This is a genomic window from Klebsiella sp. M5al (assembly GCF_002090195.1).
GTDB lineage: Bacteria > Pseudomonadota > Gammaproteobacteria > Enterobacterales > Enterobacteriaceae > Klebsiella > Klebsiella grimontii.
Genome location: NZ_CP020657.1, coordinates 4,484,896 through 4,511,313, shown reverse-complemented (window position 1 = coordinate 4,511,313; position 26,418 = coordinate 4,484,896). Strand labels below are relative to the sequence as shown.

The window sequence follows — 26,418 nt, the reverse complement described above, 5'->3', positions numbered from 1 at the left end:
GGGGGGGCTATGACTCAGCCACGCTCTCGCGAATGGGTTTAACCGGCATCACCTTCACCCGTTTAATCATATTCTCCTGAACATCAAGAATATCGATATCATACTGTTCAATGCGTACGCGGGTACCCGGAGCGGGGATCTCTTCGAGTGCTTCGAGGATGATACCGTTAATGGTTCGCGCTTCATCTTCCGGGAGATGCCAGTTAAATGCCTTGTTGATTTCCCGTACGTTGGCGGTTCCATCGATAATCACTGAGCCATCATTAAGCGGCGTCACCTCTTCAGCAAGCGTAGGCGACATTGAAGTCGTAAAATCGCCGACGATCTCTTCGAGGATATCCTCAACCGTAACCAGTCCCTGAATGTCGCCATATTCATCAACGACCAGACCCACTTTCTTTTTATTGCGCTGGAATTTCACCAGCTGCGTACTGAGCGGCGTTCCTTCCGGCACGAAGTAAATTTCATCGGCGGCGCGCAGCATGACTTCTTTTGTGAACTCTTTTTTCTCGGTCATCAGGCGATAAGCTTCGCGTACCCGCAGCATGCTGATGGCATCGTCCAGCGTGTCGCGGTACAGCACGATGCGCCCGTGCGGAGAGTGAGTCAGCTGGCGGACAATGGATTTCCAGTCGTCGTTAATATTGATACCGACAATATCGTTGCGCGGGACCATGATGTCGTCAACGCTGACTTTCTCGAGGTCCAGCACGGAGAGCAGCATGTCCTGATTGCGGCGGGAGATCTGCGAACGTGATTCATTAACGATAGTACGCAGCTCATCTTTGCTTAATGCCCCGCTAATGACGATGTCGGTTTTAATGCCCATCATGCGCATCAGAATGCGGGTAATCGTGTTGAGCAACCAGACCAGCGGCATCATCAGTATTTGCAGCGGCGCGAGCAGGAGGCTGCTGGGATAGGCGACCTTTTCCGGATAGAGCGCCGCGATGGTTTTTGGCAGCACTTCGGCAAACACCAGCACCACAAACGTCAGGACGCCGGTGGCAATGGCGACGCCGGCATCGCCATACAGGCGCATACCCACAATGGTGCCCAACGCCGAGGCAAGAATGTTGACGAGGTTATTGCCAATGAGAACCAGGCTAATGAGACGGTCAGGCTTGCGCAGGAGCTTTTCGACGCGTTTTGCCTGACGATTGCCCTGCTTGGCCATATGACGCAGGCGATAGCGGTTTAGCGTCATCATGCCGGTTTCTGAACCGGAGAAATAGGCGGAGATAACCACCATGACGATCAGCGTCACGATCAGCGTGGTGGTGGAGATATGTTCCACTTGGGCTTCCTTAAAGACTTAGCTCATGAACTGTTGCAATACGCGGCTACCAAAGTAGGCCAGCGTCAGCAGCCCTGCGCCAGTCACGTTAAACCAGACGACCCGGCGTCCGCGCCACCCTTCATGATAGTGGCCCCAAAGCAGGACGATATAAACGAACCACGCAATAATAGACAGTACTGCTTTATCAATGTTTTCCGCGCTAAACAGGTTGTGCATATAAAACAACCCGGTGCACAGCGTCAGGGTTAATAGCACCACGCCTATCTGGGTGATGTGGAACATTTTACGTTCAATGCTCATCAGCGGCGGCATTTCGCTACTGAAGGTCAGCTTTTTATTCTTTAGCTGATAGTCAATCCACGCCAGCTGCAGCGCGTAAAGCGCAGCGATAATCAGGGTAGCATAAGAAAAGAGCGACAGGCCGATATGGACCAACATCCCCGGCGTGGTTTCCAGATGCGTGATGTACTCGTTCGGCATAAAGGTCGCGAACGCGAGGTTGATTAAGGCGAAGGTGTAGACAATGGGCAGCAATAGCCAGCCGCGATTACGCGAAGCGACGATGGTCATCACCGTACAGATCATCAGGCTGACCAGCGATCCCACGTTTAATAGACTGAGGTTCTGCCCGCTTTCGCCGCCGGGAAAAATGCGTGACTCTAGCGCGAAGGCGTGACAAATCAACGCAATAGTTGCGGAAAGAATCGCCATCCGCCGCCAGCTGCTGTTTTTTTGCAGCAGGCCAGGGACGATCAGCGCGAGGCTGATGGAGTAGGCGACAAGAGCGAGTAGAGCAAAAACAGGCATATGGGCGTCGACTGTTGACTAAATAGTAAAGAGAAGCAGTATAGCGTCACGCGACTCTGGCTCCAACCGTTGCAGCACATTCGCGTTTATGTCGTGTTATACTGCGCCCATTCCGTTTTTGTGTCGCTGCGGCGACCGACCGTTTCCACCTCAGGCGAGAGACAATGTTTGATAATTTAACCGATCGTTTGTCGCGTACGCTGCGCAACATTAGCGGCCGCGGACGCCTTACTGAAGACAATATTAAAGATACCCTGCGCGAAGTGCGTATGGCGCTGCTGGAGGCGGACGTTGCTCTGCCTGTGGTACGTGACTTCATCAACCGCGTAAAAGAAAGCGCGGTAGGTCATGAAGTCAACAAAAGCCTGACCCCGGGCCAGGAGTTCGTCAAAATCGTGCGCAACGAACTGGTTGCCGCGATGGGCGAAGAGAACCAGGCGCTGGATTTAGCCGCGCAGCCGCCAGCCGTGGTGCTGATGGCCGGTTTGCAGGGTGCGGGTAAAACCACCAGCGTCGCGAAGCTGGGTAAGTTCCTGCGTGAAAAGCACAAGAAGAAAGTGCTGGTGGTTTCCGCTGACGTCTATCGCCCTGCGGCGATCAAGCAGCTGGAAACGCTGGCCGAGCAGGTTAGCGTTGATTTCTTCCCGTCTGACGTAGGTCAGAAGCCGGTTGATATCGTTAATGCCGCGCTGAAGGAAGCGAAGCTCAAATTCTACGACGTGCTGCTGGTGGATACCGCCGGTCGTCTGCACGTTGATGAAGCGATGATGGATGAGATTAAGCAGGTTCATGCGTCTCTCAATCCAGTAGAAACCCTGTTTGTTGTCGATGCGATGACCGGCCAGGATGCGGCGAACACGGCGAAAGCGTTTAACGAGGCCCTGCCGTTGACCGGGGTCGTGCTGACCAAAGTGGACGGCGACGCCCGCGGCGGTGCGGCGCTGTCGATTCGTCATATCACCGGCAAGCCGATTAAATTCCTTGGCGTTGGCGAGAAAACCGAAGCGCTGGAGCCGTTCCATCCGGACCGTATCGCTTCCCGTATTCTCGGCATGGGCGACGTTCTGTCGCTGATCGAAGATATCGAAAGTAAGGTTGACCGTGCGCAGGCTGAAAAGCTGGCTTCCAAACTGAAAAAAGGCGACGGTTTTGATCTCACCGATTTCCTTGAACAGCTGCGGCAGATGAAAAACATGGGCGGTATGGCCAGCCTGATGGGCAAGCTGCCGGGCATGGGACAGATACCGGACAACGTTAAATCGCAGATGGACGATAAGGTGCTGGTGCGTATGGAAGCCATCATCAACTCGATGACGCTGAAAGAGCGCGCGAAACCGGAAATTATTAAAGGTTCGCGCAAGCGCCGCATCGCCGCAGGCTGCGGAATGCAGGTGCAGGATGTGAACCGTCTGCTCAAACAGTTTGACGATATGCAGCGCATGATGAAGAAGATGAAGTCGAAAGGCGGCATGATGAAGATGATGCGCGGAATGAAAGGTATGATGCCGCCTGGGTTCCCCGGGGGGCGATAGTATCGTCGCTATTTTGCTGTCGGGGCGCGCTTCTTTTTTTATCCATTGTTGGCGCGCTCTGGCTCAGTTACCCCATTTAGGGGGCCTTCCACGGCAGAGTTTATAACTGCTGATTGCAATTTCCCCAGAAATCAGTAAAATTTTCGGGCTTTTAATATGACACCGGGCTCCGTTCCTCGATGGGGCCCGGTGTTTTATTCACACAAGAGGATGTTATGGTTACTATTCGTTTAGCACGTCACGGCGCGAAAAAGCGTCCGTTCTACCAGGTTGTTGTTACCGACAGCCGTAATGCACGCAACGGTCGCTTCATTGAGCGCGTTGGTTTCTTCAACCCGATCGCTTCTGCGACCGAAGAAGGAACTCGTCTGGATCTGGATCGTATCGCTCACTGGGTTGGCCTGGGCGCTACTGTTTCCGATCGCGTAGCTGCGCTGATCAAAGCCGCTAACAAAGCAGCTTAATCTGTCACGGTGGTCATGATGAGCAAGCAACACACCGCACAAGCACCTGTTGAACCGATTGTATTAGGCAAGATGGGTTCTTCCTACGGTATCCGTGGTTGGCTCAGAGTGTTTTCCTCCACCGAAGACGCCGAAAGCATTTTTGACTATCAGCCCTGGTTTATCCAGAAGGCGGGTCAGTGGCAGGTTGTTGAGCTGGAAAGCTGGCGCCACCACAATCAGGATATCGTCATTAAGCTGAAAGGCATTGACGATCGCGATGCAGCGAATCTTTTGACTAATTGCGAAATTGTCGTGGATTCATCGCAGCTGCCTGCGCTTGAAGAGGGTGACTATTACTGGAAAGACCTGATGGGCTGCCAGGTAGTGACCACTGAAGGCTATGGTCTCGGTAAAGTCATCGATATGATGGAAACTGGATCTAATGACGTTCTCGTCATCAAGGCAAACCTGAAAGATGCATTTGGTATCAAGGAGCGGCTGGTTCCGTTCCTCGATGGGCAGGTTATCAAGAAAGTCGATCTCGCTACTCGTACTATCGAAGTAGATTGGGATCCTGGTTTTTAAATTCTCCGGATAAACGGTAAAAAAACGGCGCTATGGGGATTGGCTTGTGTTTATAGGTATCGTTAGCCTGTTTCCTGAAATGTTCCGCGCAATTACCGATTACGGGGTAACTGGCCGGGCAGTAAAAAATGGCCTGCTGAGCATCCAGAGCTGGAGTCCTCGTGATTTCGCTCATGACCGGCACCGTACCGTGGACGATCGTCCTTACGGCGGCGGACCGGGGATGTTAATGATGGTGCAACCTTTACGGGATGCCATTCATGCAGCAAAAGCCGCGGCAGGTGAAGGCGCAAAGGTGATTTATCTTTCACCTCAGGGACGCAAGCTTGATCAAGCGGGCGTCAGCGAACTGGCAACCAATCAGAAGCTGATTTTGGTATGCGGTCGCTACGAAGGCGTAGATGAGCGCGTAATTCAGACCGAGATTGATGAAGAATGGTCAATCGGCGATTACGTTCTCAGCGGTGGCGAGCTACCGGCAATGACGCTGATTGACTCCGTTTCCCGGTTTATTCCGGGGGTTCTGGGTCATGAAGCTTCAGCAATCGAGGACTCTTTTGCTGAAGGATTGCTGGATTGCCCGCACTATACGCGGCCTGAAGTGTTAGAAGGTATGGAAGTACCGCCGGTATTGCTGTCGGGAAACCACGCTGAGATACGTCGCTGGCGTCTGAAGCAGTCGCTGGGCCGGACCTGGCTTAGAAGACCTGAACTTTTGGAAAACCTGGCTCTGACTGAAGAGCAAGCAAGGTTGCTGGCGGAGTTCAAAAAGGAACTCGCGCAACAGCAGCATAAACATGATGGGATGGCGTAAGCCCCCAATATCAGTTTACCCAGGATAAGAGATTAAATTATGAGCAACATTATTAAGCAACTTGAACAAGAACAGATGAAGCAGGACGTACCTTCCTTCCGTCCGGGTGATACCGTGGAAGTGAAAGTATGGGTTGTTGAAGGTTCCAAAAAACGTCTGCAGGCATTCGAGGGCGTGGTTATCGCTATTCGTAACCGCGGTCTGCACTCTGCATTCACTGTTCGTAAAATTTCCAACGGCGAAGGCGTTGAGCGTGTCTTCCAGACTCACTCTCCGGTAGTTGACAGCATTTCTGTCAAACGTCGTGGTGCTGTACGTAAAGCTAAACTGTACTACCTGCGTGAGCGTACCGGTAAGTCTGCTCGTATCAAAGAGCGTCTTAACTAAGATTCGCTTTCGCGACATCCTGAATGAGAGGGCTGGCCTGATGGGCTGGCCCTTTTTTTATCTTTATTTTAACCATTTTATTGTGAATCATTTACAATACGGCCCTTATTCGGAGGGGCGGTGGTCAGCGATATTCTTCATCAATCAGCATCTCAACGGCGGGCCGCATGGCTGGCGCTGTTTGCGATCGCGCTGATCGTGGTGGCGCCGTTGATCTCAGTCGCTTTGCAAAAAGATCCGATGAGCGGAATGTACCACGCAATGATGACGATGGCGGAAGATGCGCCATCACATCAGATGGCGATGATGCACGCCGACGCTTCGATGCCGCAACGCTCGCACGGCGTACCGCTCGATCATGCTGAAGCCTGTGGCTACTGCGTGCTGTTAGCTCACGTGCCAGGCCTGATTTTCGCGCTGATGCTGCTGCTTGTCATGGTGCTTCGACGCCAGCGAGTCCCTGTTAGCCGACCGGTACACAAACACTGGCATTACTTTCCCTGGCTTTATCCTCTTACCCGAGCGCCGCCGCGTCCGTCTGCTTTCCCCCTTACATAAAAAATAACCTGCGCACTGCGCAACGTTCTCTTTTGCTTTTAAAAAAGGAAAAGTATGACTACCTGCACCTCGCGCGCGGCATGGCTGAACCTGCTGCGGCGTCTTCATTTCTATATCGGACTGTTTATCGGACCGTTTATTTTTGCGGCGGCTCTGACCGGTACGCTATATGTCGCCACTCCACAGCTGGAAAGCTGGCTCTATCAGAATGCGCTTCGCGGTACGCTCAGTGGAGAAAAACAGCCGCTCAGCGCGCAAATTACCGTAGCAACAGAGGCTATACAGGGAAACCTGCGCCTGCATGCGGTACGCCCGGGGATACTGGCTGGCGATACTACCCGAGTGATGTTTATTGACCCGAACCTTGGCGAGTCGGAAACGCGGGCAATTTTTGTCGATCCGGTGACGTTAAGCGTGAAAGGAGATCTGCCGGTTTACGGTACCAGCGGTATTTTGCCGCTGCGTCAGTGGATTGATTATGCCCACCGCTCATTGCTCCTGGGGAGCGTTGGCCGCCTGTACAGCGAGCTCGCTGCGTCCTGGATGTGGGTTGCCGCTCTCGGTGGGATCGCGCTGTGGTCGATGACCCGCCCGCGTCGTCGCATTAACAATAAGATGCAGAATAGCCGCCGCCTGCATGTCTCTCTCGGATGGGCATTGCTGGTTGGTATGCTCATATTTTCTGCGACCGGTTTAACCTGGTCACAATGGGCCGGTGGTAACGTCGATAAGATGCGCGCCGCCTTTGGTTGGCTGACGCCACAGGTGAATACGCAGCTGGAAAGTGCCGTTCCGGCAGTTCACGATTCGCATGCGGAACATCATATGGGAAGCAAGATGATGGGCGAGGCGGCATCTCCGCTGCGCGTAGAGGAGTTTGACAAGATTCTGCTGGCCGCACGTGCTGCGGGGTTGGATGCCGGCAAGCTGGAGATTCGACCGCCGTCGGGTCCCGGGCGCGCGTGGACGGTAAATGAAATCGACAGAAGCTGGCCAACCCAGGTTGATGCTGTCGCGATCGAGGGGTCAACGATGCGGATCGTGGACCGTACGCATTTTTCCGACTTTCCGCTCATGGCCAAGCTGACCCGCTGGGGGGTTGATTTCCATATGGGAATTTTGTTCGGCCTTGTTAATCAGCTATTGCTTATCGCGTTCGGAACCGCACTCTGCGTGATGATAGTGGTGGGATACCGCTTGTGGTGGATCCGCCGCCCGGCGCGCGCGGCGGCTAACCCGGCCAATACGTTGATACAGGCGTGGTTTGGATTAGCATGGCCCGCTCGTCTGCTGACTGCCGTTATTGCGGTGTTGTTGGGGGTAGCGCTGCCGTTAATGGGGGGCAGTCTCGCGCTATGTCTCGCCGTTGATTATCTGCGCTGGCGCGCAGCAACGGCGATGTTAGAGGCTAAATCAGTCGAATAGGTTGTTTAAGGCGTGCTGATAACCACCGTGACGCGGCGGTTTTCAGCGCGTCCTTTCGCGGTATCGTTACTGGCTATCGGATACTTTTTCCCGAGTCCGCGAGTAGTCAAATTGGCGCGCGGAATATTCGCCCCTTCGGCCCATGCATCCGCAACGCTGTTGGCGCGCTTAAGCGATAACATTTCGTTGTAGCCATCTTCGCCGTAATTATCAGTATGGCCTTCGAGGCGGCTGTGGGTAATACCGGTGGTGGCCAGGCGTGAAGCCATCGTGCGGATTTGCTGCTTGCTATCGGCACGCAGGTGGTAATCATTTTTATCAAATAAGATGGTATCAGATATTCCTAATGACCAGTCGCCGTTGGTTTCAGTAAAGCCGTATGACTTCATTGCTGCAATTTGTTCTGCAGAGAATTTTCCTTGCGGAGCCTGGCAGCCGCTAAGAAAAATTGCGGCAAGTAAAGCAGGTGCAAAATATTTCCCAATCATGGTGATTCCTTTTATTTTTGCGTTTGCTGCAAGCGCTGGTGTTTCATCCGATACATATTTTGATCGGCAAGCTCTTGCAGATTTTCCGCGGAGGCATGTTCCCAGGTTAAAGCGTATCCAATACTCAGTGACAGACTGGTGGTGTGGCCATTGTGGAGATTAAATGGCTGGATAAACTGTTCGGACAACGCACGGCACAGGGCCTGAACTTCGGTCTCTGAATGCACATCGCGTAGCAGAATGGCAAATTCATCGCCGCCGAGACGCCACGCCTGATGCTGTTTGCCGACAAAGGCCATCAGGCGGCTCGCGACTTCAATTAACACTTTATCGCCAGCTGCGTGGCCCCAGTTATCGTTAATAAGCTTGAAGTTATCGCCATCAAGAAATAACAGCGCGGAACTACTGTGGACTGTTTCGTCTTTCATCAGCTCATTAATGACATTACGGAAAGCCGCTCTGTTAGCCAGACCGGTTAACGGATCGTGCAATGAACTGCGCAGGAGCTGGGCATTTTTAGCCTGAAGCTGCCGCTGCCAGTCCTCCATTTCGCCCAATAGGCTATTAAAGTCCTGGGCAAACAGGTGGAATTCTTCAATGCGTTCTTCGGGGACCCGGCGAGAAAAATGGCGATTTTCGCGAATGTCATGCACCACTTCGGTAATGCTCTGTAACGCAGCCACAATGCCGCGGTGCAGCGAGTGGGTCAGGAGCAAGGCGATGCAGGAAGCAAGAAAAATACTGCCGGTGAGCACAATAATTGAGATGCCAAGAAAATAGCTAATCAGCCGGTCCAGCGCGGTCAGACGGAGTTCACCGATGATTTTCCCCTGGTGCCAGATAGGCTGTACCGTGGGGTCAGGGAATAGCCATTTGCTGATAACGTCGCTGATTTTATCCTGCCTGACCAGCCGCTCGTTATGCCATGAGGCGAAGGGCTTTTGTCGGCCATCGACCAGAATGGCTTTGGAGAATTGCCCCTGTCTTCCCAGCGTGGCCAGCGTATCTTCAGCCGCTGCGCTATCGCCAAAAACGAGCGCGGCTTCCAGGCTGCGGCCCATGGTAGCGGCGGTAAGCTCCAGGTTTTTTTGTGCGTATTGCTTAAGTGTGAATATGGAAGCGGCGCAGAGTAACAGCCAGACCAGTGTCATAGAGATCACCACGCTTATCATGCTGATACGGCGCAGCGCTCTTTTAAATGTGGGGCGCGGGGCCTGAGAAAAATCCTTATTCATGTGATGTTTTCCGGGCAAGCATCAGCACCTCGGGATTAACCCGAACGCCGCTGTGCGTCAGTACATCCAGATTTACGGAAAATCTGACTCTCTCATTGTTTATAAGCAGGCAAAAAGCGCTGCCAATAGAGCAATCGGTGTTTTGTTCCGCAATAAGTAATAGGGGCCGGTTTCCATATTTGGCCGTAAATTCAGACTGTTGGATCGGTGATTCACTGCCAAAATAAAAACCATCGCAGGTCGTCTGTAAGGCTTCTTCTGTATTACGAACAATCACGGGTTTATAAGGCAATATTTCCGGTGCTTCTTCGGCCAGGCTATGGATATAACGTGATGTCGAAAAAATACATAGCCTTGGAGGACCTGATAATTGCGGCCAGCGTGTATAAGTCACGATCCCCGAAACGATCGTCCGAACATTTTCAGACGGTCCGGAGGCAACAGCAGAGATACCCACGAGTGATAGTACTAAAGTCAAAAAGAGACGGTGAAGAACAGTCATTACGGTTCCGTCAGGTTGTCATTGCGTGGGGGATGCAGATTGCTGAAACCCGGGCGAAGAATAGCATTATTGATGAAAAGCGTCATTAGCCAGCCTCGCCGCTTTAAGATAATTCTCACCAGGATTTTTCGTAAAAGAATCGCTTTTAAAAAGGGAGTAACGGGCGTTAAATCGCCATGTGTAAATAATAATGTACAATAAAAAGGGAGTTTAGCGCGATTTAATTTCCACGTGTAAAGTAAAATTTACGGAATATGGATTGAAATCTTTACTTTGTGTGGTATCGTTACGTCATCCTCGCTGAGGCAATAACTATCGCAAACGAGCTATACAGGATCGCAATCATGCAAAAAGACGCGCTGAACAACGTACATATTACCGATGAACAGGTTTTGATCACTCCGGATCAGTTAAAAGCTGAATTCCCTTTGAGCGTTGAGCAGGAAGCGCAGATCGCGCACTCTCGGCAGACCATCTCTGACATCATCGCCGGTCGCGATCCGCGCTTGCTGGTGGTGTGTGGTCCTTGCTCAATTCACGATCCTGAAACCGCCATTGAGTACGCTCGTCGTTTTAAAGCTCTTGCCGCAGAGGTCAGCGATAGCCTCTATCTGGTCATGCGCGTCTATTTTGAAAAACCCCGTACCACCGTTGGCTGGAAAGGGCTGATTAACGATCCGCATATGGATGGTTCTTTTGATGTGGAAGGCGGCCTGAAGATTGCGCGTCATCTGCTGGTTGAACTGGTCAATATGGGGCTACCGTTGGCGACGGAAGCGTTGGATCCAAATAGTCCTCAGTACCTCGGCGATCTGTTTAGCTGGTCCGCTATCGGCGCGCGTACGACGGAATCCCAGACTCACCGCGAAATGGCTTCAGGCCTGTCGATGCCGGTTGGGTTTAAAAACGGCACCGACGGTAGCCTTGCCACCGCCATTAACGCGATGCGCGCTGCCGCAATGCCGCACCGTTTCGTCGGCATCAACCAGGCTGGACAGGTGTGCCTGCTGCAAACCCAGGGCAACCCGAACGGTCACGTCATTTTGCGCGGTGGGAAAGCGCCAAACTATGGCCCGGAAGACGTCGCGAAGTGCGAAAAAGAGATGACTCAGGCGGGACTGAAGCCTTCCCTGATGGTAGATTGCAGCCATGGGAATTCGAATAAAGACTACCGCCGTCAGCCCGCGGTTGCGGAATCCGTGGTCGCGCAGATCAAAGATGGTAACCGTTCCATTATTGGTCTGATGATTGAGAGCAATATCCACGAAGGTAATCAGTCCTCTGAGCAGCCGCGTTGCGATATGAAATACGGCGTCTCGGTGACCGATGCCTGCATTAGTTGGGAAACCACCGATGCGCTGCTCCGCGAACTTGATAAGGATCTGCGAGGCCATCTGGCGGCTCGTCTGGCGTAAGAGGATTGTATGGTTGCTGAACTGACCGCGTTACGCGATCAAATTGATGAAGTCGATAAAGCGCTGCTGGAGCTGCTGGCGAAGCGCCTGGAGCTGGTAGCGCAAGTCGGAGAGGTTAAAAGCCATTATGGCCTGCCGATTTACGTCCCTGAGCGTGAATCGGCGATGCTGGCCTCCCGCCGTGAGGAGGCTGCTGCGCTTGGGGTTCCGCCGGATCTTATCGAAGATGTCCTGCGTCGCGTCATGCGTGAGTCTTATTCCAGCGAAAACGATAAAGGTTTTAAAACGCTTTATCCGAACCTGCGTCCGGTCGTTATTGTCGGTGGCGGCGGGCAAATGGGGCGTCTGTTTGAGAAAATGCTGACGCTTTCCGGATATCAGGTTCGTATCCTGGAGAAAGACGACTGGTCGCGGGCGGACGAGATTGTCGCCGATGCCGGTATGGTTATCGTCAGCGTGCCGATTCATATCACGGCGGCGACGATTGCTCAGCTGCCTCCGCTGCCGGCGGACTGCATCCTGGTCGATTTGGCTTCGGTGAAAGCGGAACCGCTGCAGGCGATGCTGGCTGCGCATAAAGGTCCGGTATTGGGTCTGCATCCTATGTTTGGTCCTGATAGCGGCAGCCTGGCGAAGCAGGTAGTGGTGTATTGCGATGGCCGCCAGCCTGAGGCCTACCAGTGGTTTCTTGAGCAAATTCAGGTCTGGGGCGCTCGGTTGCATCGTATCAGCGCCGTCGAACACGACCAGAACATGGCCTTTATTCAGGCGTTGCGCCACTTTGCTACCTTCGCTTATGGCCTGCATCTGGCCGAAGAGAACGTGCGTCTTGAGCAACTTTTAGCGCTCTCGTCGCCAATTTATCGTCTGGAGCTGGCGATGGTTGGCCGACTGTTTGCCCAGGATCCGCAGCTCTACGCTGACATTATTATGTCCTCGGAAAATAACCTGGCGCTGATTAAGCGATACTACCAGCGTTTCGGTGAAGCTATCGGCCTGCTGGAGCAGGGGGATAAACAGGCGTTTATCGATAGCTTCCGTAAGGTTGAACACTGGTTCGGGGACTATGCCCAGCGCTTCCAGAGCGAAAGCCGGACGTTGCTGCGCCAGGCGAATGATAATCGGCAGTAAGGCGTAAAACGCGTATACAATAAAGCCAGAGGGGTGACCCGCTGGCTTTTTTTATAGGGATGAAAACGATGGCTGAACCACAACCGCTGTTTGATTATACCGGGCATTTACCGGAGTGTCCGACCTGGAGCGAAGCCGAACAGGCCTTGTACTGGGCCGATATTATGGAGTGCGAGATTCATCGTTACGACGTGCGGACGGGTGAACATCAGGTACTACAGTTTCCCGAGGAGCCCGGTTGTTTTGCCCTGCGCGCGAAGGGCGGTTTTATCGTCGCTTTACGTAGCGGTATCTGGCTCACGGATGCGCATGGCCTGCTGCAGCGAAAAGTCTGCGATAACCCCAGCAATCCGCAATTAGCACGCTTTAACGATGGTGGAACCGATCGCGACGGCCGTTTTTATGCCGGAACTTTCTGGGGGCCGGGCGATTTTAACGGCGCGCTCTTGATGCGCATCGATAGCGATCTCTCCCCGCAGGTTATCCAGTGCGATATTCACGGCGCTAACGGTCTGGCGTTTAGCGAAGACAAGCGTTGGATGTATACCTCGGATACGCCGAATGCCGTTATCTATCGAACACCTCTCGATAAGCGGGGCGAGGCGGGGAAACGCGAGGTCTTTCGCCGTTTTCATCCGGGTGAGGGAATTCCTGATGGCGCGGCCATCGATGCTGAAGGTTGCTACTGGAGCGCGATGTTTGACGGTTGGCGTATTGCCCGCTTTTCACCGACGGGCGAGCAGCTGGAGGAGCATCGTTTACCGGTGCGTTGCCCGACGATGGTCTGTTTTGGCGGAACGGATATGAAGACGCTCTATATCACCACCACGCGGGAGAATATGGATGCTGAGGAAGTGGCGAAATATCCGCTTTCCGGGGCCATCTTCACCCTGCCGGTTAGCGTGGCAGGGATGAAGAAATTGCCGTTTATAGAGCGTTAAACCGGATCGACCGGTACCACGTTTTCGCTGGCATAACAGCCCAGCACCTTCATGGAACGGGTTATCTCGGCCAGCTCTTTTAAGGCTTTACGCATTGGCAGTGATTCCAGGTTGGCCTGGATATCCAGATAAAACATCTCTTCCCACGGATTACCGTGAATGGGACGCGACTCCAGCTTGGTCATGATCAGGTTATGGTTTCGCAGCACCAGCAGCGCTTCTACCAGGGCCCCGGCTTGCTGGCCGGTGGCCATCAACAGCGTGGTTTTTGCGGGAACCTGATCGGATACTTCCACCGCTTTACGCGCCAGAACCAGGAAGCGGGTGATATTTTGCGTTTGGTTAGCCTGACAATGTTCCAGTACCTGCAAACCGTGCAGCGCTCCGCCTGCTTCGCTGCCCAGGGCGGCCACGGTCGGCGATTTAGCCTGAGCGACTTTTTCCATCGCTGAGGAGGTGCTATCGGTATATTCAATATTCCAGTGCGGATAGCGGCTGAGGTACTGGCTGCACTGCTGGAACGGCTGCGGATGGCTGTAGACCGTCGTAATCTGTTGCGCGTCGGTGGATGTTGAAACCAGCACGCAGTGATCGATAGGCAGAGTCAGCTCGCCGACGATAGATAAAGTAGTGTGCTGCAGAAGATCGTAAACATCATTGATGCCGCCGGAGCTGGTATTTTCAATAGGGACCACGGCATAGTCGGCCTGGCCCGTCTCCACTTGCTCAAAGATATCGGCGAATTTCGCACAGCCGCTTTCGATAAACTGTTCAAAGTGGCGGGCGGCATACTGGCGGGCCGCAAGATGCGAATATGAACCTTTCGGTCCGAGAAACGCCACGCGGGCGGAGTGCGGATTGATTTTATTGAGGTGCTGCTGCAGTAGCGTTTGTTGGGTAAGGACCGAGTCTTCAATGATCAGCTGGAACAGGCGCGTGATGTAGTGGGCATCGAGATGATGTTTTTTTCCCAACGTCATCAGGCGTTCCAGCAGGTCCCGCTCGCGGTCGATATCCCGCACCGGGCGATGCGATGCCAGCTTGGCTTTTCCTACCTCTACGGCCAGGCCGCGGCGTTCCGCCAGCAGCGCCAGCAGCTTCTCATCCAGAGCGCTGATCTTATCGCGTAGCGCCAGTAATGGGTTTTCCTCGGTCATATGTGTTGCCTTTCTTGTTATTGATTATCAATAAAAAAGGCCTCCCGTTTGGGAGGCCTTGTTGTTCGTCTTCGCATTCTTTATCACACGACGAATTGCCTCCCATTCAGGGGAAGGTAAAAAAGAATGCGAAGAAGAACAGGTTCGGTTGCATGATGAATTCCTTGAGTTAGTGGGGATTACAGTACCTGTACTGTTTTCACTCTGTCAATAAAAAACGCGCCCGGAGGCGCGTGGCATGACACAAGCTTAAGTTAAGGATTACTCTTCTTCTTCCACAAAGCCTGCCTCTTTCACCGATGTGGCGGCGCGGCGGGCTTCCCCTTTGTGCTGCACTTTATTGAGCTGCCGTTCCAGCTTGTTGATCAATTCGTTGATTGCGGCATACATGTCTTCGTGCCGCGCGCTGGCAACCAGATGCCCGTTTGGCGTATTGATGGTGGCGTCAGCGACAAAACCCTGCGGCTCCTTAGAGAGGATGATGTGCGGGTTAATTAAGTGGGTTTGCCATTTATCCAGTTTGGCGAGACGGTCTGCGACGTGCTGGCGGATTGCCGGAGTAATTTCCATTTGTTTACTGGTAATGTTCATTGTCATAAATTTTACCTCTTGTCTTTCCCGTCTTGGTGAACTCAGCATACCTCGCCCAATGTCAAAATGCGTGATTTAAATCACATTTTATTGTCACTTTTTGTCAACAAATCTGTTTTGTGAGACAGGACAGGAACAGGTGAGATTTTACTTGTGGAAAGGAAGAAAGAGATCCATATTTGATGAGTTAACTCGGCGCTAAACCGCTTCAGCTGAGCTATTTAACGAATAAAAAAACGGCAGCCATTTGGCTGCCGTTTTGCTTATCTAAGGGCTATCAGGTGTTCTTGCTGTTGGCCGCAATAATTTTCGCAACCTTGTCAGCCTGCGCGTTCATCTGCATCTGACGGTAGGCGTTTTCCATCTTCGGCAGCGCATCGCGGGTGGCCTGCGTATCCGGATAGTTACGCAGCATGCCGTCTACGCGGTTAACTACCGCAACCCATGCGCCACGATCGGTGTAGTAATCCACTACCGACAGCTCGTACTTCGCCAGACGATCCTTCAGGAACACCATACGTTTATAGGCGTCAGTAGAGTACTGGCTGTTGGGATAGCCACGAACCAGTTTGGAGAAGTCGTTAAAGGCATCGCGCGCGTGTTGCGGGTCGCGGTCAGAACGGTCGACGCCGAAGAAGCCCTGCAGCGCACTGTCATCCAACGCCATATTTGTCAGACCACGCATATAAATAACGTAATCAATGTTAGGATGGGTCGGGTTCAGGCGCACAAAGCGATCGATAGCGGCCTGAGCCAGCGGTAGATCGGCGTTTTTGTAGTACGCATAAATCAGGTCCAACTGTACCTGTTGGGAATAAGGTCCAAAGGGATAACGGTTATCCAACGCTTCCAGTTGCGTTATTGCCTGTTTCCAGTTACCGTCCTGCAGCTTTTGCTGAGCGGTCGCGTAGATCTCATTCGGCGGATTATCGGGCACCTCCTCCTTTGAGCCAGAGCAACCCACCAAAGCCAGGCTCAGTGTGGCTGCTGCCACCAGGTATTTCATGCGCGTCATGACGTTTTGACTTCCTCAAAATGTTTATGCGGGAGAATCTCTGTTCCTGCTCCCGATTAAGACCAGCTACAATAGCACACTATATTAAACGGCAAAGCCGTAAAACCCAACGTTAAAACGAAGAAGCTGTATATGGCACAACGAGTACAACTCAACGCAACGGTGTCCGAAAATCAACTCGGACAACGCTTAGATCAGGCTTTGGCCGAATTGTTCCCGGATTATTCGCGTTCGCGCATAAAAGAATGGATCCTTGACCAGAGAGTGCTGGTAAACGGCTGCGTCAGCGACAAGCCGAAAGAGAAAGTGCTGGGGGGAGAGACGATTGCTATCGATGTTGAAATCGAAGAAGAAGTCCGTTTCCAACCGCAGGATATTCCGCTCAATATCGTTTATGAAGATGATGACATCCTCGTAATTAATAAACCGCGCGATTTAGTTGTGCACCCCGGCGCGGGCAACCCTGACGGTACTGTGCTGAATGCGCTGTTGCACTACTATCCGGCCATTGCTGACGTGCCGCGGGCGGGGATCGTGCACCGTCTTGATAAAGACACCACCGGTTTAATGGTGGTAGCAAAGACTATCCCAGCGCAAACCCGGCTGGTGGAATCCCTGCAGCTGCGTGAAATTACCCGTGAATATGAAGCGGTGGCGATTGGTCATATGACGGCTGGCGGAACGGTTGAAGAACCGATTAGCCGTCACCCGACCAAGCGTACGCATATGGCGGTACATCCCATGGGGAAACCGGCGGTGACGCACTATCGGATCATGGAGCATTTTCGCATTCATACTCGTTTGCGTTTGCGCCTCGAGACCGGTCGTACGCACCAGATTCGCGTGCACATGGCGCACATCACCCATCCGCTGGTGGGCGATCAGGTTTATGGGGGACGCCCGCGTCCGCCTAAAGGTGCGTCGGAAGAGTTCATCACTGCTCTGCGTAAGTTCGACCGCCAGGCTCTCCACGCCACGATGCTGCGCTTATACCATCCGATCAGCGGTATTGAGATGGAATGGCATGCGCCAATTCCGCAGGATATGGTTGATTTGATCGATGCCATGCGCGCTGATTTTGAAACTCATAAAGACGATATCGACTGGTTATGACTAAAGTGATTGTACCGCAATGGCCGATGCCGGAAGGCGTGGCTGCCTGTAGTTCCACGCGCGTTGGCGGGGTGAGTTTATCGCCATACGATTCACTTAACCTCGGCGCTCATTGCGGAGACAATCTGCAGCACGTAGAAGAGAATCGTCGGCGCATGTTCGCCGCCGGCGGTCTGCCGTCATACCCGGTGTGGCTGGAACAGGTTCACGGTACGGCAGTGTTGAAACTCGACGGCGGGCCGTACGCTTCAAAGCGCGCGGATGCGTCATACTGCAATGTGCCGGGTACGGTATGCGCGGTAATGACCGCAGATTGCCTGCCGGTGCTTTTTTGTAACCGCGCGGGTACGGAAGTTGCGGCTGCTCATGCCGGCTGGCGAGGTCTTTGCGAAGGCGTGCTGGAAGAAACCGTTGCCTGTTTTGCCGATAGCCCGGAAAACATTATGGCCTGGCTTGGCCCCGCCATCGGGCCGGATGCGTTTGAGGTCGGCCCGGAAGTGCGCGAAGCCTTTGTGACAAAAGATGCTCAAGCGGAGCGCGCATTTCGCCCTGCGGGTGAGAAGTATTTTGCTGATATCTATCAGCTTGCTCGTCAGCGTCTGACGGGCGTTGGCGTTGAGCAGATTTTTGGCGGCGACCGCTGCACCCTCAGCGAAAAAGATGATTTTTTCTCTTATCGTCGCGACAAGACGACGGGTCGTATGGCAAGTTTCATCTGGCTGATATAACCTGCCGAGCTAAGACGATCCAGAAGGCAAACTTATTTTTGCATAGTTCAGGTCTTTAACCTTGAATAATTGAGGGATGACCTCATTTAATCTCCAGTAGCAAATTTGACCTGTTATGGGAGGAGTTATGCGTCTGGATCGTCTTACCAATAAATTCCAGCTTGCTCTTGCCGATGCCCAGTCTCTTGCGCTTGGGCACGACAACCAATTCATCGAACCTCTTCATCTAATGAGCGCCTTGCTGAATCAGGAAGGGGGATCGGTACGTCCTTTATTAACTTCGGCTGGCATTAACGCCGGAGAGTTACGCACCAATATTGAACAGGCGTTGAGCCGATTGCCGCAGGTGGAAGGTACCGGTGGCGATGTTCAACCGTCCCAGGATTTAGTGCGTATCCTTAACCTTTGCGACAAGCTGGCGCAAAAGAGAAAGGACAACTTTATTTCGTCAGAACTGTTCGTTCTGGCGGTACTTGAATCCCGCGGCACGCTGACCGACCTTTTAAAATCCGCCGGAGCCACAACCGCTAACGTGAGTCAGGCGATTGAACAAATGCGCGGAGGTGAAAGCGTGAACGATCAGGGAGCCGAAGACCAACGTCAGGCTTTGAAAAAATTTACCGTCGATCTAACCGAACGTGCCGAGCAGGGTAAGCTTGACCCGGTGATTGGCCGTGATGAAGAAATTCGTCGAACGATTCAGGTTCTGCAGCGTCGTACCAAAAATAACCCGGTGCTTATTGGTGAACCCGGCGTAGGTAAAACGGCCATTGTTGAAGGACTGGCGCAGCGGATCGTCAATGGTGAAGTACCGGAAGGATTGAAGGGGCGTCGGGTCCTGGCGCTCGATATGGGCGCGCTAGTGGCGGGTGCCAAGTATCGCGGTGAGTTTGAAGAACGCTTAAAAGGCGTGCTAAACGATCTCGCCAAGCAGGAAGGCAACGTCATCCTGTTTATCGATGAGCTGCACACGATGGTGGGCGCAGGTAAAGCAGACGGTGCCATGGACGCCGGGAATATGCTGAAACCGGCGCTGGCGCGTGGTGAGCTGCACTGCGTGGGCGCCACGACGCTGGATGAATATCGCCAGTACATTGAGAAAGACGCCGCGCTGGAGCGTCGTTTCCAGAAAGTGTTCGTTGCGGAACCGACGGTTGAAGATACCATTGCGATTTTGCGTGGTCTGAAAGAACGTTATGAACTGCACCACCACGTGCAGATCACTGACCCGGCGATTGTAGCGGCGGCTACGCTGTCCCACCGTTATATCGCTGACCGACAGCTGCCGGACAAAGCTATTGACCTGATCGATGAAGCTGCATCCAGTATCCGTATGCAGATTGACTCAAAACCGGAAGAGCTGGACAGACTCGATCGACGCATCATTCAGCTCAAGCTGGAACAGCAGGCGCTGAAGAAAGAGTCTGATGAAGCCAGCATTAAGCGGTTGGATATGCTGAATGAGGAACTGGCGGATAAAGAGCGTCAATATTCAGTCTTAGAAGAAGAGTGGAAGGCTGAAAAAGCGTCGCTCTCCGGCACCCAGACGATTAAGGCCGAGCTGGAACAGGCTAAAATCGCGATTGAGCAGGCGCGTCGCGTCGGCGATCTGGCGCGGATGTCCGAGCTGCAGTACGGCAAGATCCCGGAACTGGAAAAACAGATGGCGGCGGCAACGCAGTCTGAAGGCAAGACGATGCGCCTGCTGCGGAATAAAGTCACGGATGCGGAAATCGCGGAAGTGTTGGCTCGTTGGACGGGGATTCCGGTTGCGAGAATGCTCGAAGGCGAACGTGAGAAGCTGCTGCGTATGGAGCAGGAGCTGCATAGCCGCGTTATTGGTCAGAACGAAGCGGTTGAAGCGGTATCGAATGCGATCCGCCGTAGTCGTGCCGGGTTATCCGATCCTAACCGTCCGATTGGCTCGTTCCTGTTCCTCGGTCCTACTGGGGTAGGTAAAACAGAACTCTGTAAAGCGCTGGCTAACTTTATGTTTGACAGCGACGATGCAATGGTACGTATCGACATGTCAGAGTTTATGGAGAAACATTCCGTTTCACGTCTGGTTGGGGCGCCTCCGGGATACGTCGGTTATGAAGAAGGTGGCTATCTCACTGAGGCGGTCCGCCGTCGTCCTTATTCCGTCATCCTGCTGGATGAAGTGGAAAAAGCGCATCCGGATGTCTTTAACATTCTGCTGCAGGTACTGGACGATGGACGTTTGACTGACGGGCAGGGGAGAACGGTCGACTTCCGCAATACGGTTGTCATTATGACCTCCAACCTCGGTTCGGATCTCATTCAGGAACGTTTTGGTGCGCTGGATTACAGTCACATGAAAGATCTGGTGCTGGGTGTGGTTAGTCAAAGCTTCCGCCCGGAGTTTATCAACCGTATTGATGAAGTGGTTGTCTTCCACCCGTTAGGTGAAAAACACATTGCTTCTATTGCGCAGATTCAGCTGCAGCGGTTGTATAAACGACTGGAGGAGCGCGGCTACGAAGTCCACCTCTCTGATGAGGCGCTGAAGCTGCTGAGCGAAAATGGGTACGATCCGGTTTATGGCGCACGTCCTCTGAAACGTGCTATTCAGCAGCAGATCGAAAACCCCCTGGCACAGCAGATTCTTTCCGGTGAGCTGATACCAGGTAAAGAAGTGCAGCTGGTCGTGAAAAATGACCGGATAGTGGCAGTGCAGTAAATCACAAAACAGCAAAAACGGGCCCCCTGGGCTCGTTTTTGTTTAAAAACCAGGCAATAATTTAATCTCAGCCGATATTTTGGCCGAAAATTAAGCAGGTGAGGTTTTTTTTTTAAAATTCCCCTTGCCACTTCAGAATTACTCCCTATAATGCGCCTCCACTGACACGGAACAACGGCACGCAAGCCGCCGGGTCAGCGGGATTCAGCGATGAATACCGGCAGAGAAAAGCGAAATTAAACGCTTGACTCTGAATGAGGAAAACGTATTATACGGGACCTCGCAACGGTGAGCGAAAGCCGCGTTGCACTGCTCTTTAAAAATTTATCAGACAATCTGTGTGGGCACTCAAAGTGACATGGATTCTTAACGTCTTCGGACGAAAAATGAATACCAAGTCTCAAAGAGTGAACACGTAATTCATTACGAAGTTTAATTCTACGAGCATCAAACTTAAATTGAAGAGTTTGATCATGGCTCAGATTGAACGCTGGCGGCAGGCCTAACACATGCAAGTCGAACGGTAGCACAGAGAGCTTGCTCTCGGGTGACGAGTGGCGGACGGGTGAGTAATGTCTGGGAAACTGCCTGATGGAGGGGGATAACTACTGGAAACGGTAGCTAATACCGCATAACGTCGCAAGACCAAAGAGGGGGACCTTCGGGCCTCTTGCCATCAGATGTGCCCAGATGGGATTAGCTAGTAGGTGGGGTAACGGCTCACCTAGGCGACGATCCCTAGCTGGTCTGAGAGGATGACCAGCCACACTGGAACTGAGACACGGTCCAGACTCCTACGGGAGGCAGCAGTGGGGAATATTGCACAATGGGCGCAAGCCTGATGCAGCCATGCCGCGTGTATGAAGAAGGCCTTCGGGTTGTAAAGTACTTTCAGCGGGGAGGAAGGGAGTAAGGTTAATAACCTTATTCATTGACGTTACCCGCAGAAGAAGCACCGGCTAACTCCGTGCCAGCAGCCGCGGTAATACGGAGGGTGCAAGCGTTAATCGGAATTACTGGGCGTAAAGCGCACGCAGGCGGTCTGTCAAGTCGGATGTGAAATCCCCGGGCTCAACCTGGGAACTGCATTCGAAACTGGCAGGCTGGAGTCTTGTAGAGGGGGGTAGAATTCCAGGTGTAGCGGTGAAATGCGTAGAGATCTGGAGGAATACCGGTGGCGAAGGCGGCCCCCTGGACAAAGACTGACGCTCAGGTGCGAAAGCGTGGGGAGCAAACAGGATTAGATACCCTGGTAGTCCACGCTGTAAACGATGTCGACTTGGAGGTTGTTCCCTTGAGGAGTGGCTTCCGGAGCTAACGCGTTAAGTCGACCGCCTGGGGAGTACGGCCGCAAGGTTAAAACTCAAATGAATTGACGGGGGCCCGCACAAGCGGTGGAGCATGTGGTTTAATTCGATGCAACGCGAAGAACCTTACCTACTCTTGACATCCAGAGAACTTAGCAGAGATGCTTTGGTGCCTTCGGGAACTCTGAGACAGGTGCTGCATGGCTGTCGTCAGCTCGTGTTGTGAAATGTTGGGTTAAGTCCCGCAACGAGCGCAACCCTTATCCTTTGTTGCCAGCGGTCCGGCCGGGAACTCAAAGGAGACTGCCAGTGATAAACTGGAGGAAGGTGGGGATGACGTCAAGTCATCATGGCCCTTACGAGTAGGGCTACACACGTGCTACAATGGCATATACAAAGAGAAGCGACCTCGCGAGAGCAAGCGGACCTCATAAAGTATGTCGTAGTCCGGATTGGAGTCTGCAACTCGACTCCATGAAGTCGGAATCGCTAGTAATCGTGGATCAGAATGCCACGGTGAATACGTTCCCGGGCCTTGTACACACCGCCCGTCACACCATGGGAGTGGGTTGCAAAAGAAGTAGGTAGCTTAACCTTCGGGAGGGCGCTTACCACTTTGTGATTCATGACTGGGGTGAAGTCGTAACAAGGTAACCGTAGGGGAACCTGCGGTTGGATCACCTCCTTACCTGAAAGAACCTGCCTTTGTAGTGCTCACACAGATTGTCTGATAGATGTAAAGAAGCAAGACGGCTGCGAAGTCGCGACACCTCGTGTCCCCTTCGTCTAGCGGTTAGGACTCCGCCCTTTCACGGCGGCAACAGGGGTTCGAATCCCCTAGGGGACGCCACTTGCTGGCTGTGAGTGAAAGGCACAACCAACCGATATCTCAAAACTCATCTTCGGGTGACGTTTGAGATATTTGCTCTTTAAAAATCTGGATCAAGCTGAAAATTGAAACGACACACAGCTAATGTGTGTTCGAGTCTCTCAAATTTTCGCGACACGACGATGTTTCACGAAACATCTTCGGGTTGTGAGGTTAAGCGACTAAGCGTACACGGTGGATGCCCTGGCAGTCAGAGGCGATGAAGGACGTGCTAATCTGCGAAAAGCGTCGGTAAGGTGATATGAACCGTTATAGCCGGCGATGTCCGAATGGGGAAACCCAGTGCAATTCGTTGCACTATCGTTTGATGAATACATAGTCAAACGAGGCGAACCGGGGGAACTGAAACATCTAAGTACCCCGAGGAAAAGAAATCAACCGAGATTCCCCCAGTAGCGGCGAGCGAACGGGGAGCAGCCCGGAGTCTGAATCAGCTTGTGTGTTAGTGGAAGCGTCTGGAAAGTCGCAGGGTACAGGGTGATACTCCCGTACACTAAAGCACACAGGCTGTGAACTCGAAGAGTAGGGCGGGACACGTGGTATCCTGTCTGAATATGGGGGGACCATCCTCCAAGGCTAAATACTCCTGACTGACCGATAGTGAACCAGTACCGTGAGGGAAAGGCGAAAAGAACCCCGGCGAGGGGAGTGAAAAAGAACCTGAAACCGTGTACGTACAAGCAGTAGGAGCCTCTTTATGGGGTGACTGCGTACCTTTTGTATAATGGGTCAGCGACTTATATTCTGTAGCAAGGTTAACCGTATAGGGGAGCCGCAGGGAAACCGAGTCTTAACTGGGCGTTAAGTTGCAGGGTATAGACCCGAAACCCGGTGATCTAGCCATGGGCAGGTTGAAGGTTGGGTAACACTAACTGGAGGACCGAACCGACTAATGTTGAAAAATTAGCGGATGACTTGTGGCTGGGGGTGAAAGGCCAATCAAACCGGGAGATAGCTGGTTCTCCCCGAAAGCTATTTAGGTAGCGCCTCGTGAATTCATCTTCGGGGGTAGAGCACTGTTTCGGCTAGGGGGTCATCCCGACTTACCAACCCGATGCAAACTACGAATACCGAAGAATGTTATCACGGGAGACACACGGCGGGTGCTAACGTCCGTCGTGAAGAGGGAAACAACCCAGACCGCCAGCTAAGGTCCCAAAGTCATGGTTAAGTGGGAAACGATGTGGGAAGGCCCAGACAGCCAGGATGTTGGCTTAGAAGCAGCCATCATTTAAAGAAAGCGTAATAGCTCACTGGTCGAGTCGGCCTGCGCGGAAGATGTAACGGGGCTAAACCATGCACCGAAGCTGCGGCAGCGACACTATGTGTTGTTGGGTAGGGGAGCGTTCTGTAAGCCGTTGAAGGTGGCCTGTGAGGGTTGCTGGAGGTATCAGAAGTGCGAATGCTGACATAAGTAACGATAATGCGGGTGAAAAACCCGCACGCCGGAAGACCAAGGGTTCCTGTCCAACGTTAATCGGGGCAGGGTGAGTCGACCCCTAAGGCGAGGCCGAAAGGCGTAGTCGATGGGAAACAGGTTAATATTCCTGTACTCGGTGTTACTGCGAAGGGGGGACGGAGAAGGCTATGTTGGCCGGGCGACGGTTGTCCCGGTTTAAGCATGTAGGCGGATGTTCCAGGTAAATCCGGAACGTTATCAACGCTGAGGTGTGATGACGAGGCACTACGGTGCTGAAGTGACAAATGCCCTGCTTCCAGGAAAAGCCTCTAAGCATCAGGTAACATCAAATCGTACCCCAAACCGACACAGGTGGTCAGGTAGAGAATACCAAGGCGCTTGAGAGAACTCGGGTGAAGGAACTAGGCAAAATGGTGCCGTAACTTCGGGAGAAGGCACGCTGATATGTAGGTGAAGTGGTTTACCCATGGAGCTGAAATCAGTCGAAGATACCAGCTGGCTGCAACTGTTTATTAAAAACACAGCACTGTGCAAACACGAAAGTGGACGTATACGGTGTGACGCCTGCCCGGTGCCGGAAGGTTAATTGATGGGGTTATCCGTAAGGAGAAGCTCTTGATCGAAGCCCCGGTAAACGGCGGCCGTAACTATAACGGTCCTAAGGTAGCGAAATTCCTTGTCGGGTAAGTTCCGACCTGCACGAATGGCGTAATGATGGCCAGGCTGTCTCCACCCGAGACTCAGTGAAATTGAACTCGCTGTGAAGATGCAGTGTACCCGCGGCAAGACGGAAAGACCCCGTGAACCTTTACTATAGCTTGACACTGAACACTGGTCCTTGATGTGTAGGATAGGTGGGAGGCTTTGAAGCGTGGACGCCAGTCTGCGTGGAGCCATCCTTGAAATACCACCCTTTAATGGCTGGTGTTCTAACGTGGGCCCGTTATCCGGGTTGCGGACAGTGTCTGGTGGGTAGTTTGACTGGGGCGGTCTCCTCCTAAAGAGTAACGGAGGAGCACGAAGGTCAGCTAATCCTGGTCGGACATCAGGAGGTTAGTGCAATGGCATAAGCTGGCTTGACTGCGAGCGTGACGGCGCGAGCAGGTGCGAAAGCAGGTCATAGTGATCCGGTGGTTCTGAATGGAAGGGCCATCGCTCAACGGATAAAAGGTACTCCGGGGATAACAGGCTGATACCGCCCAAGAGTTCATATCGACGGCGGTGTTTGGCACCTCGATGTCGGCTCATCACATCCTGGGGCTGAAGTAGGTCCCAAGGGTATGGCTGTTCGCCATTTAAAGTGGTACGCGAGCTGGGTTTAGAACGTCGTGAGACAGTTCGGTCCCTATCTGCCGTGGGCGCTGGAGAATTGAGGGGGGCTGCTCCTAGTACGAGAGGACCGGAGTGGACGCATCACTGGTGTTCGGGTTGTCATGCCAATGGCATTGCCCGGTAGCTAAATGCGGAAGAGATAAGTGCTGAAAGCATCTAAGCACGAAACTTGCCCCGAGATGAGTTCTCCCTGACTCCTTGAGAGTCCTGAAGGAACGTTGAAGACGACGACGTTGATAGGCCGGGTGTGTAAGCGCAGCGATGCGTTGAGCTAACCGGTACTAATGAACCGTGAGGCTTAACCTTACAACGCCGAAGATGTTTTGGCGGATTTGAGAGAAGATTTTCAGCCTGATACAGATTAAACAGAATTTGCCTGGCGGCACTAGCGCGGTGGTCCCACCTGACCCCATGCCGAACTCAGAAGTGAAACGCCGTAGCGCCGATGGTAGTGTGGGGTCTCCCCATGTGAGAGTAGGGAACTGCCAGGCATCAATTAAGTGAAGAGCCCATCCTGACGGATGGGCTTTTTGCGTTTCAGATAAGCAAAATCGTCCCGGCCAGCCATGCGTTCCCCTCCTTCCTTGTAATATAAAAGC

At 52.9% G+C, this 26,418-nt stretch carries 21 protein-coding genes, 1 tRNA gene, 3 rRNA genes and 1 other annotated feature; of the genes, 17 read left to right on the top strand and 8 right to left on the bottom strand.

Features of this window, described 5'->3' with window-relative positions; all coding sequences use genetic code 11:
- Positions 1 to 7 precede the first annotated feature (7 nt).
- Both BWI76_RS21540 and BWI76_RS21535 read right to left on the bottom strand, forming a co-directional pair.
- Positions 8 to 1,297 (bottom strand): HlyC/CorC family transporter, encoded by a 1,290-nt coding sequence (locus BWI76_RS21540; RefSeq protein ID WP_004853327.1) that lies wholly within the window; start codon positions 1,295 to 1,297, stop codon positions 8 to 10.
- Positions 1,298 to 1,315: 18 nt separating this feature from the next.
- Positions 1,316 to 2,107, bottom strand: a complete 792-nt coding sequence (locus tag BWI76_RS21535) for an inner membrane protein YpjD (RefSeq protein WP_004123787.1) — start codon at positions 2,105 to 2,107, stop codon at positions 1,316 to 1,318.
- Positions 2,108 to 2,271: 164 nt separating this feature from the next.
- On the opposite strand from BWI76_RS21535, the gene ffh reads away from it, so the two are divergent.
- From ffh to BWI76_RS21500, 7 genes are all read left to right on the top strand, one after another.
- Positions 2,272 to 3,639 carry a signal recognition particle protein gene (ffh, locus tag BWI76_RS21530; RefSeq protein WP_004123779.1) on the top strand — a complete coding sequence of 456 codons (1,368 nt, stop codon included), beginning with the start codon at positions 2,272 to 2,274 and terminating at the stop codon, positions 3,637 to 3,639.
- 215 nt (positions 3,640 to 3,854) lie between these two features.
- Entirely contained in the window at positions 3,855 to 4,103 is a 249-nt protein-coding gene (rpsP, locus tag BWI76_RS21525) for a 30S ribosomal protein S16 (protein WP_004123777.1), read from the top strand.
- Between the two features lie 18 nt (positions 4,104 to 4,121).
- Positions 4,122 to 4,670 (top strand): ribosome maturation factor RimM, encoded by a 549-nt coding sequence (gene rimM, locus BWI76_RS21520; RefSeq protein ID WP_004123774.1) that lies wholly within the window; start codon positions 4,122 to 4,124, stop codon positions 4,668 to 4,670.
- Positions 4,671 to 4,716: 46 nt separating this feature from the next.
- On the top strand, positions 4,717 to 5,484 hold the full coding sequence (gene trmD / locus BWI76_RS21515) for a tRNA (guanosine(37)-N1)-methyltransferase TrmD (protein ID WP_004104636.1): 768 nt from the start codon (positions 4,717 to 4,719) through the stop codon (positions 5,482 to 5,484).
- 39 nt (positions 5,485 to 5,523) lie between these two features.
- Positions 5,524 to 5,871, top strand: coding sequence for a 50S ribosomal protein L19 (gene rplS / locus BWI76_RS21510; protein WP_004104634.1), 348 nt, complete (start codon positions 5,524 to 5,526; stop codon positions 5,869 to 5,871).
- Between the two features lie 120 nt (positions 5,872 to 5,991).
- Positions 5,992 to 6,429 (top strand): DUF2946 domain-containing protein, encoded by a 438-nt coding sequence (locus tag BWI76_RS21505; RefSeq protein ID WP_004136927.1) that lies wholly within the window; start codon positions 5,992 to 5,994, stop codon positions 6,427 to 6,429.
- 54 nt (positions 6,430 to 6,483) lie between these two features.
- Positions 6,484 to 7,854, top strand: coding sequence for a PepSY-associated TM helix domain-containing protein (locus BWI76_RS21500; RefSeq protein ID WP_049086776.1), 1,371 nt, complete (start codon positions 6,484 to 6,486; stop codon positions 7,852 to 7,854).
- A gap of 5 nt (positions 7,855 to 7,859) precedes the next feature.
- Here BWI76_RS21500 and BWI76_RS21495 read toward each other — a convergent pair whose 3' ends face one another.
- The 3 genes from BWI76_RS21495 to BWI76_RS21485 are packed head-to-tail and all read right to left on the bottom strand — an operon-like array spanning position 7,860 to position 10,079.
- Entirely contained in the window at positions 7,860 to 8,342 is a 483-nt protein-coding gene (locus BWI76_RS21495) for an OmpA family protein (protein ID WP_004136929.1), read from the bottom strand.
- 11 nt (positions 8,343 to 8,353) lie between these two features.
- Positions 8,354 to 9,577: a diguanylate cyclase DgcN gene (gene dgcN / locus BWI76_RS21490; protein ID WP_004136930.1), complete on the bottom strand. Its 1,224-nt coding sequence runs from the start codon at positions 9,575 to 9,577 to the stop codon at positions 8,354 to 8,356.
- Complete coding sequence (locus BWI76_RS21485; RefSeq protein WP_049250678.1) at positions 9,570 to 10,079, bottom strand: YfiR family protein; 510 nt, start codon at positions 10,077 to 10,079, stop codon at positions 9,570 to 9,572. The genes dgcN and BWI76_RS21485 overlap by 8 nt, the downstream gene beginning before the upstream one ends.
- Positions 10,080 to 10,423: 344 nt before the next feature.
- Between BWI76_RS21485 and aroF the strand changes: the two genes are divergently transcribed.
- From aroF to BWI76_RS21470, 3 genes are all read left to right on the top strand, one after another.
- Positions 10,424 to 11,494 (top strand): 3-deoxy-7-phosphoheptulonate synthase AroF, encoded by a 1,071-nt coding sequence (gene aroF / locus BWI76_RS21480; protein ID WP_004136932.1) that lies wholly within the window; start codon positions 10,424 to 10,426, stop codon positions 11,492 to 11,494.
- Between the two features lie 9 nt (positions 11,495 to 11,503).
- A complete protein-coding gene (gene tyrA, locus BWI76_RS21475) occupies positions 11,504 to 12,625 on the top strand; it encodes a bifunctional chorismate mutase/prephenate dehydrogenase (protein WP_004136934.1) in 1,122 nt (373 codons plus the stop codon).
- A gap of 68 nt (positions 12,626 to 12,693) precedes the next feature.
- Positions 12,694 to 13,566 carry an SMP-30/gluconolactonase/LRE family protein gene (locus tag BWI76_RS21470; RefSeq protein WP_004136936.1) on the top strand — a complete coding sequence of 291 codons (873 nt, stop codon included), beginning with the start codon at positions 12,694 to 12,696 and terminating at the stop codon, positions 13,564 to 13,566.
- On the opposite strand, the gene pheA is transcribed toward BWI76_RS21470, so the two are convergent.
- The 3 genes from pheA to bamD form a co-directional block, all read right to left on the bottom strand.
- A complete protein-coding gene (pheA, locus tag BWI76_RS21465; protein ID WP_024358391.1) occupies positions 13,563 to 14,723 on the bottom strand; it encodes a bifunctional chorismate mutase/prephenate dehydratase in 1,161 nt (386 codons plus the stop codon). The genes BWI76_RS21470 and pheA overlap by 4 nt on opposite strands.
- 30 nt (positions 14,724 to 14,753) lie before the next feature.
- Positions 14,754 to 14,878: a sequence feature (Phe leader region), on the bottom strand.
- A gap of 106 nt (positions 14,879 to 14,984) precedes the next feature.
- Positions 14,985 to 15,320 carry a ribosome-associated translation inhibitor RaiA gene (gene raiA / locus BWI76_RS21460; RefSeq protein ID WP_004104616.1) on the bottom strand — a complete coding sequence of 112 codons (336 nt, stop codon included), beginning with the start codon at positions 15,318 to 15,320 and terminating at the stop codon, positions 14,985 to 14,987.
- A gap of 271 nt (positions 15,321 to 15,591) precedes the next feature.
- Positions 15,592 to 16,329, bottom strand: coding sequence for an outer membrane protein assembly factor BamD (bamD, locus tag BWI76_RS21455; RefSeq protein WP_004123741.1), 738 nt, complete (start codon positions 16,327 to 16,329; stop codon positions 15,592 to 15,594).
- 132 nt (positions 16,330 to 16,461) lie between these two features.
- Between bamD and rluD the strand changes: the two genes are divergently transcribed.
- The 7 genes from rluD (at position 16,462) to rrf (ending at position 26,310) form a co-directional block, all read left to right on the top strand.
- Positions 16,462 to 17,442: a 23S rRNA pseudouridine(1911/1915/1917) synthase RluD gene (gene rluD, locus BWI76_RS21450; protein ID WP_004123738.1), complete on the top strand. Its 981-nt coding sequence runs from the start codon at positions 16,462 to 16,464 to the stop codon at positions 17,440 to 17,442.
- Positions 17,439 to 18,170 (top strand): purine nucleoside phosphorylase YfiH, encoded by a 732-nt coding sequence (gene yfiH, locus BWI76_RS21445; protein ID WP_004136947.1) that lies wholly within the window; start codon positions 17,439 to 17,441, stop codon positions 18,168 to 18,170. Before rluD ends, yfiH begins: the two co-directional genes overlap by 4 nt.
- A gap of 127 nt (positions 18,171 to 18,297) precedes the next feature.
- Entirely contained in the window at positions 18,298 to 20,871 is a 2,574-nt protein-coding gene (clpB, locus tag BWI76_RS21440) for an ATP-dependent chaperone ClpB (protein ID WP_064371614.1), read from the top strand.
- Between the two features lie 455 nt (positions 20,872 to 21,326).
- Positions 21,327 to 22,866: ribosomal RNA gene (locus BWI76_RS21435) — 16S ribosomal RNA — on the top strand.
- An 87-nt stretch (positions 22,867 to 22,953) separates the two neighbouring features.
- Positions 22,954 to 23,028 (top strand) — tRNA-Glu (locus BWI76_RS21430).
- Between the two features lie 190 nt (positions 23,029 to 23,218).
- A 23S ribosomal RNA gene (locus tag BWI76_RS21425) occupies positions 23,219 to 26,125 on the top strand.
- 69 nt (positions 26,126 to 26,194) lie between these two features.
- A 5S ribosomal RNA gene (rrf, locus tag BWI76_RS21420) occupies positions 26,195 to 26,310 on the top strand.
- The 16S, 23S and 5S rRNA genes sit together here with 1 tRNA gene alongside, the layout of an rRNA operon.
- Positions 26,311 to 26,418: the final 108 nt, after the last annotated feature.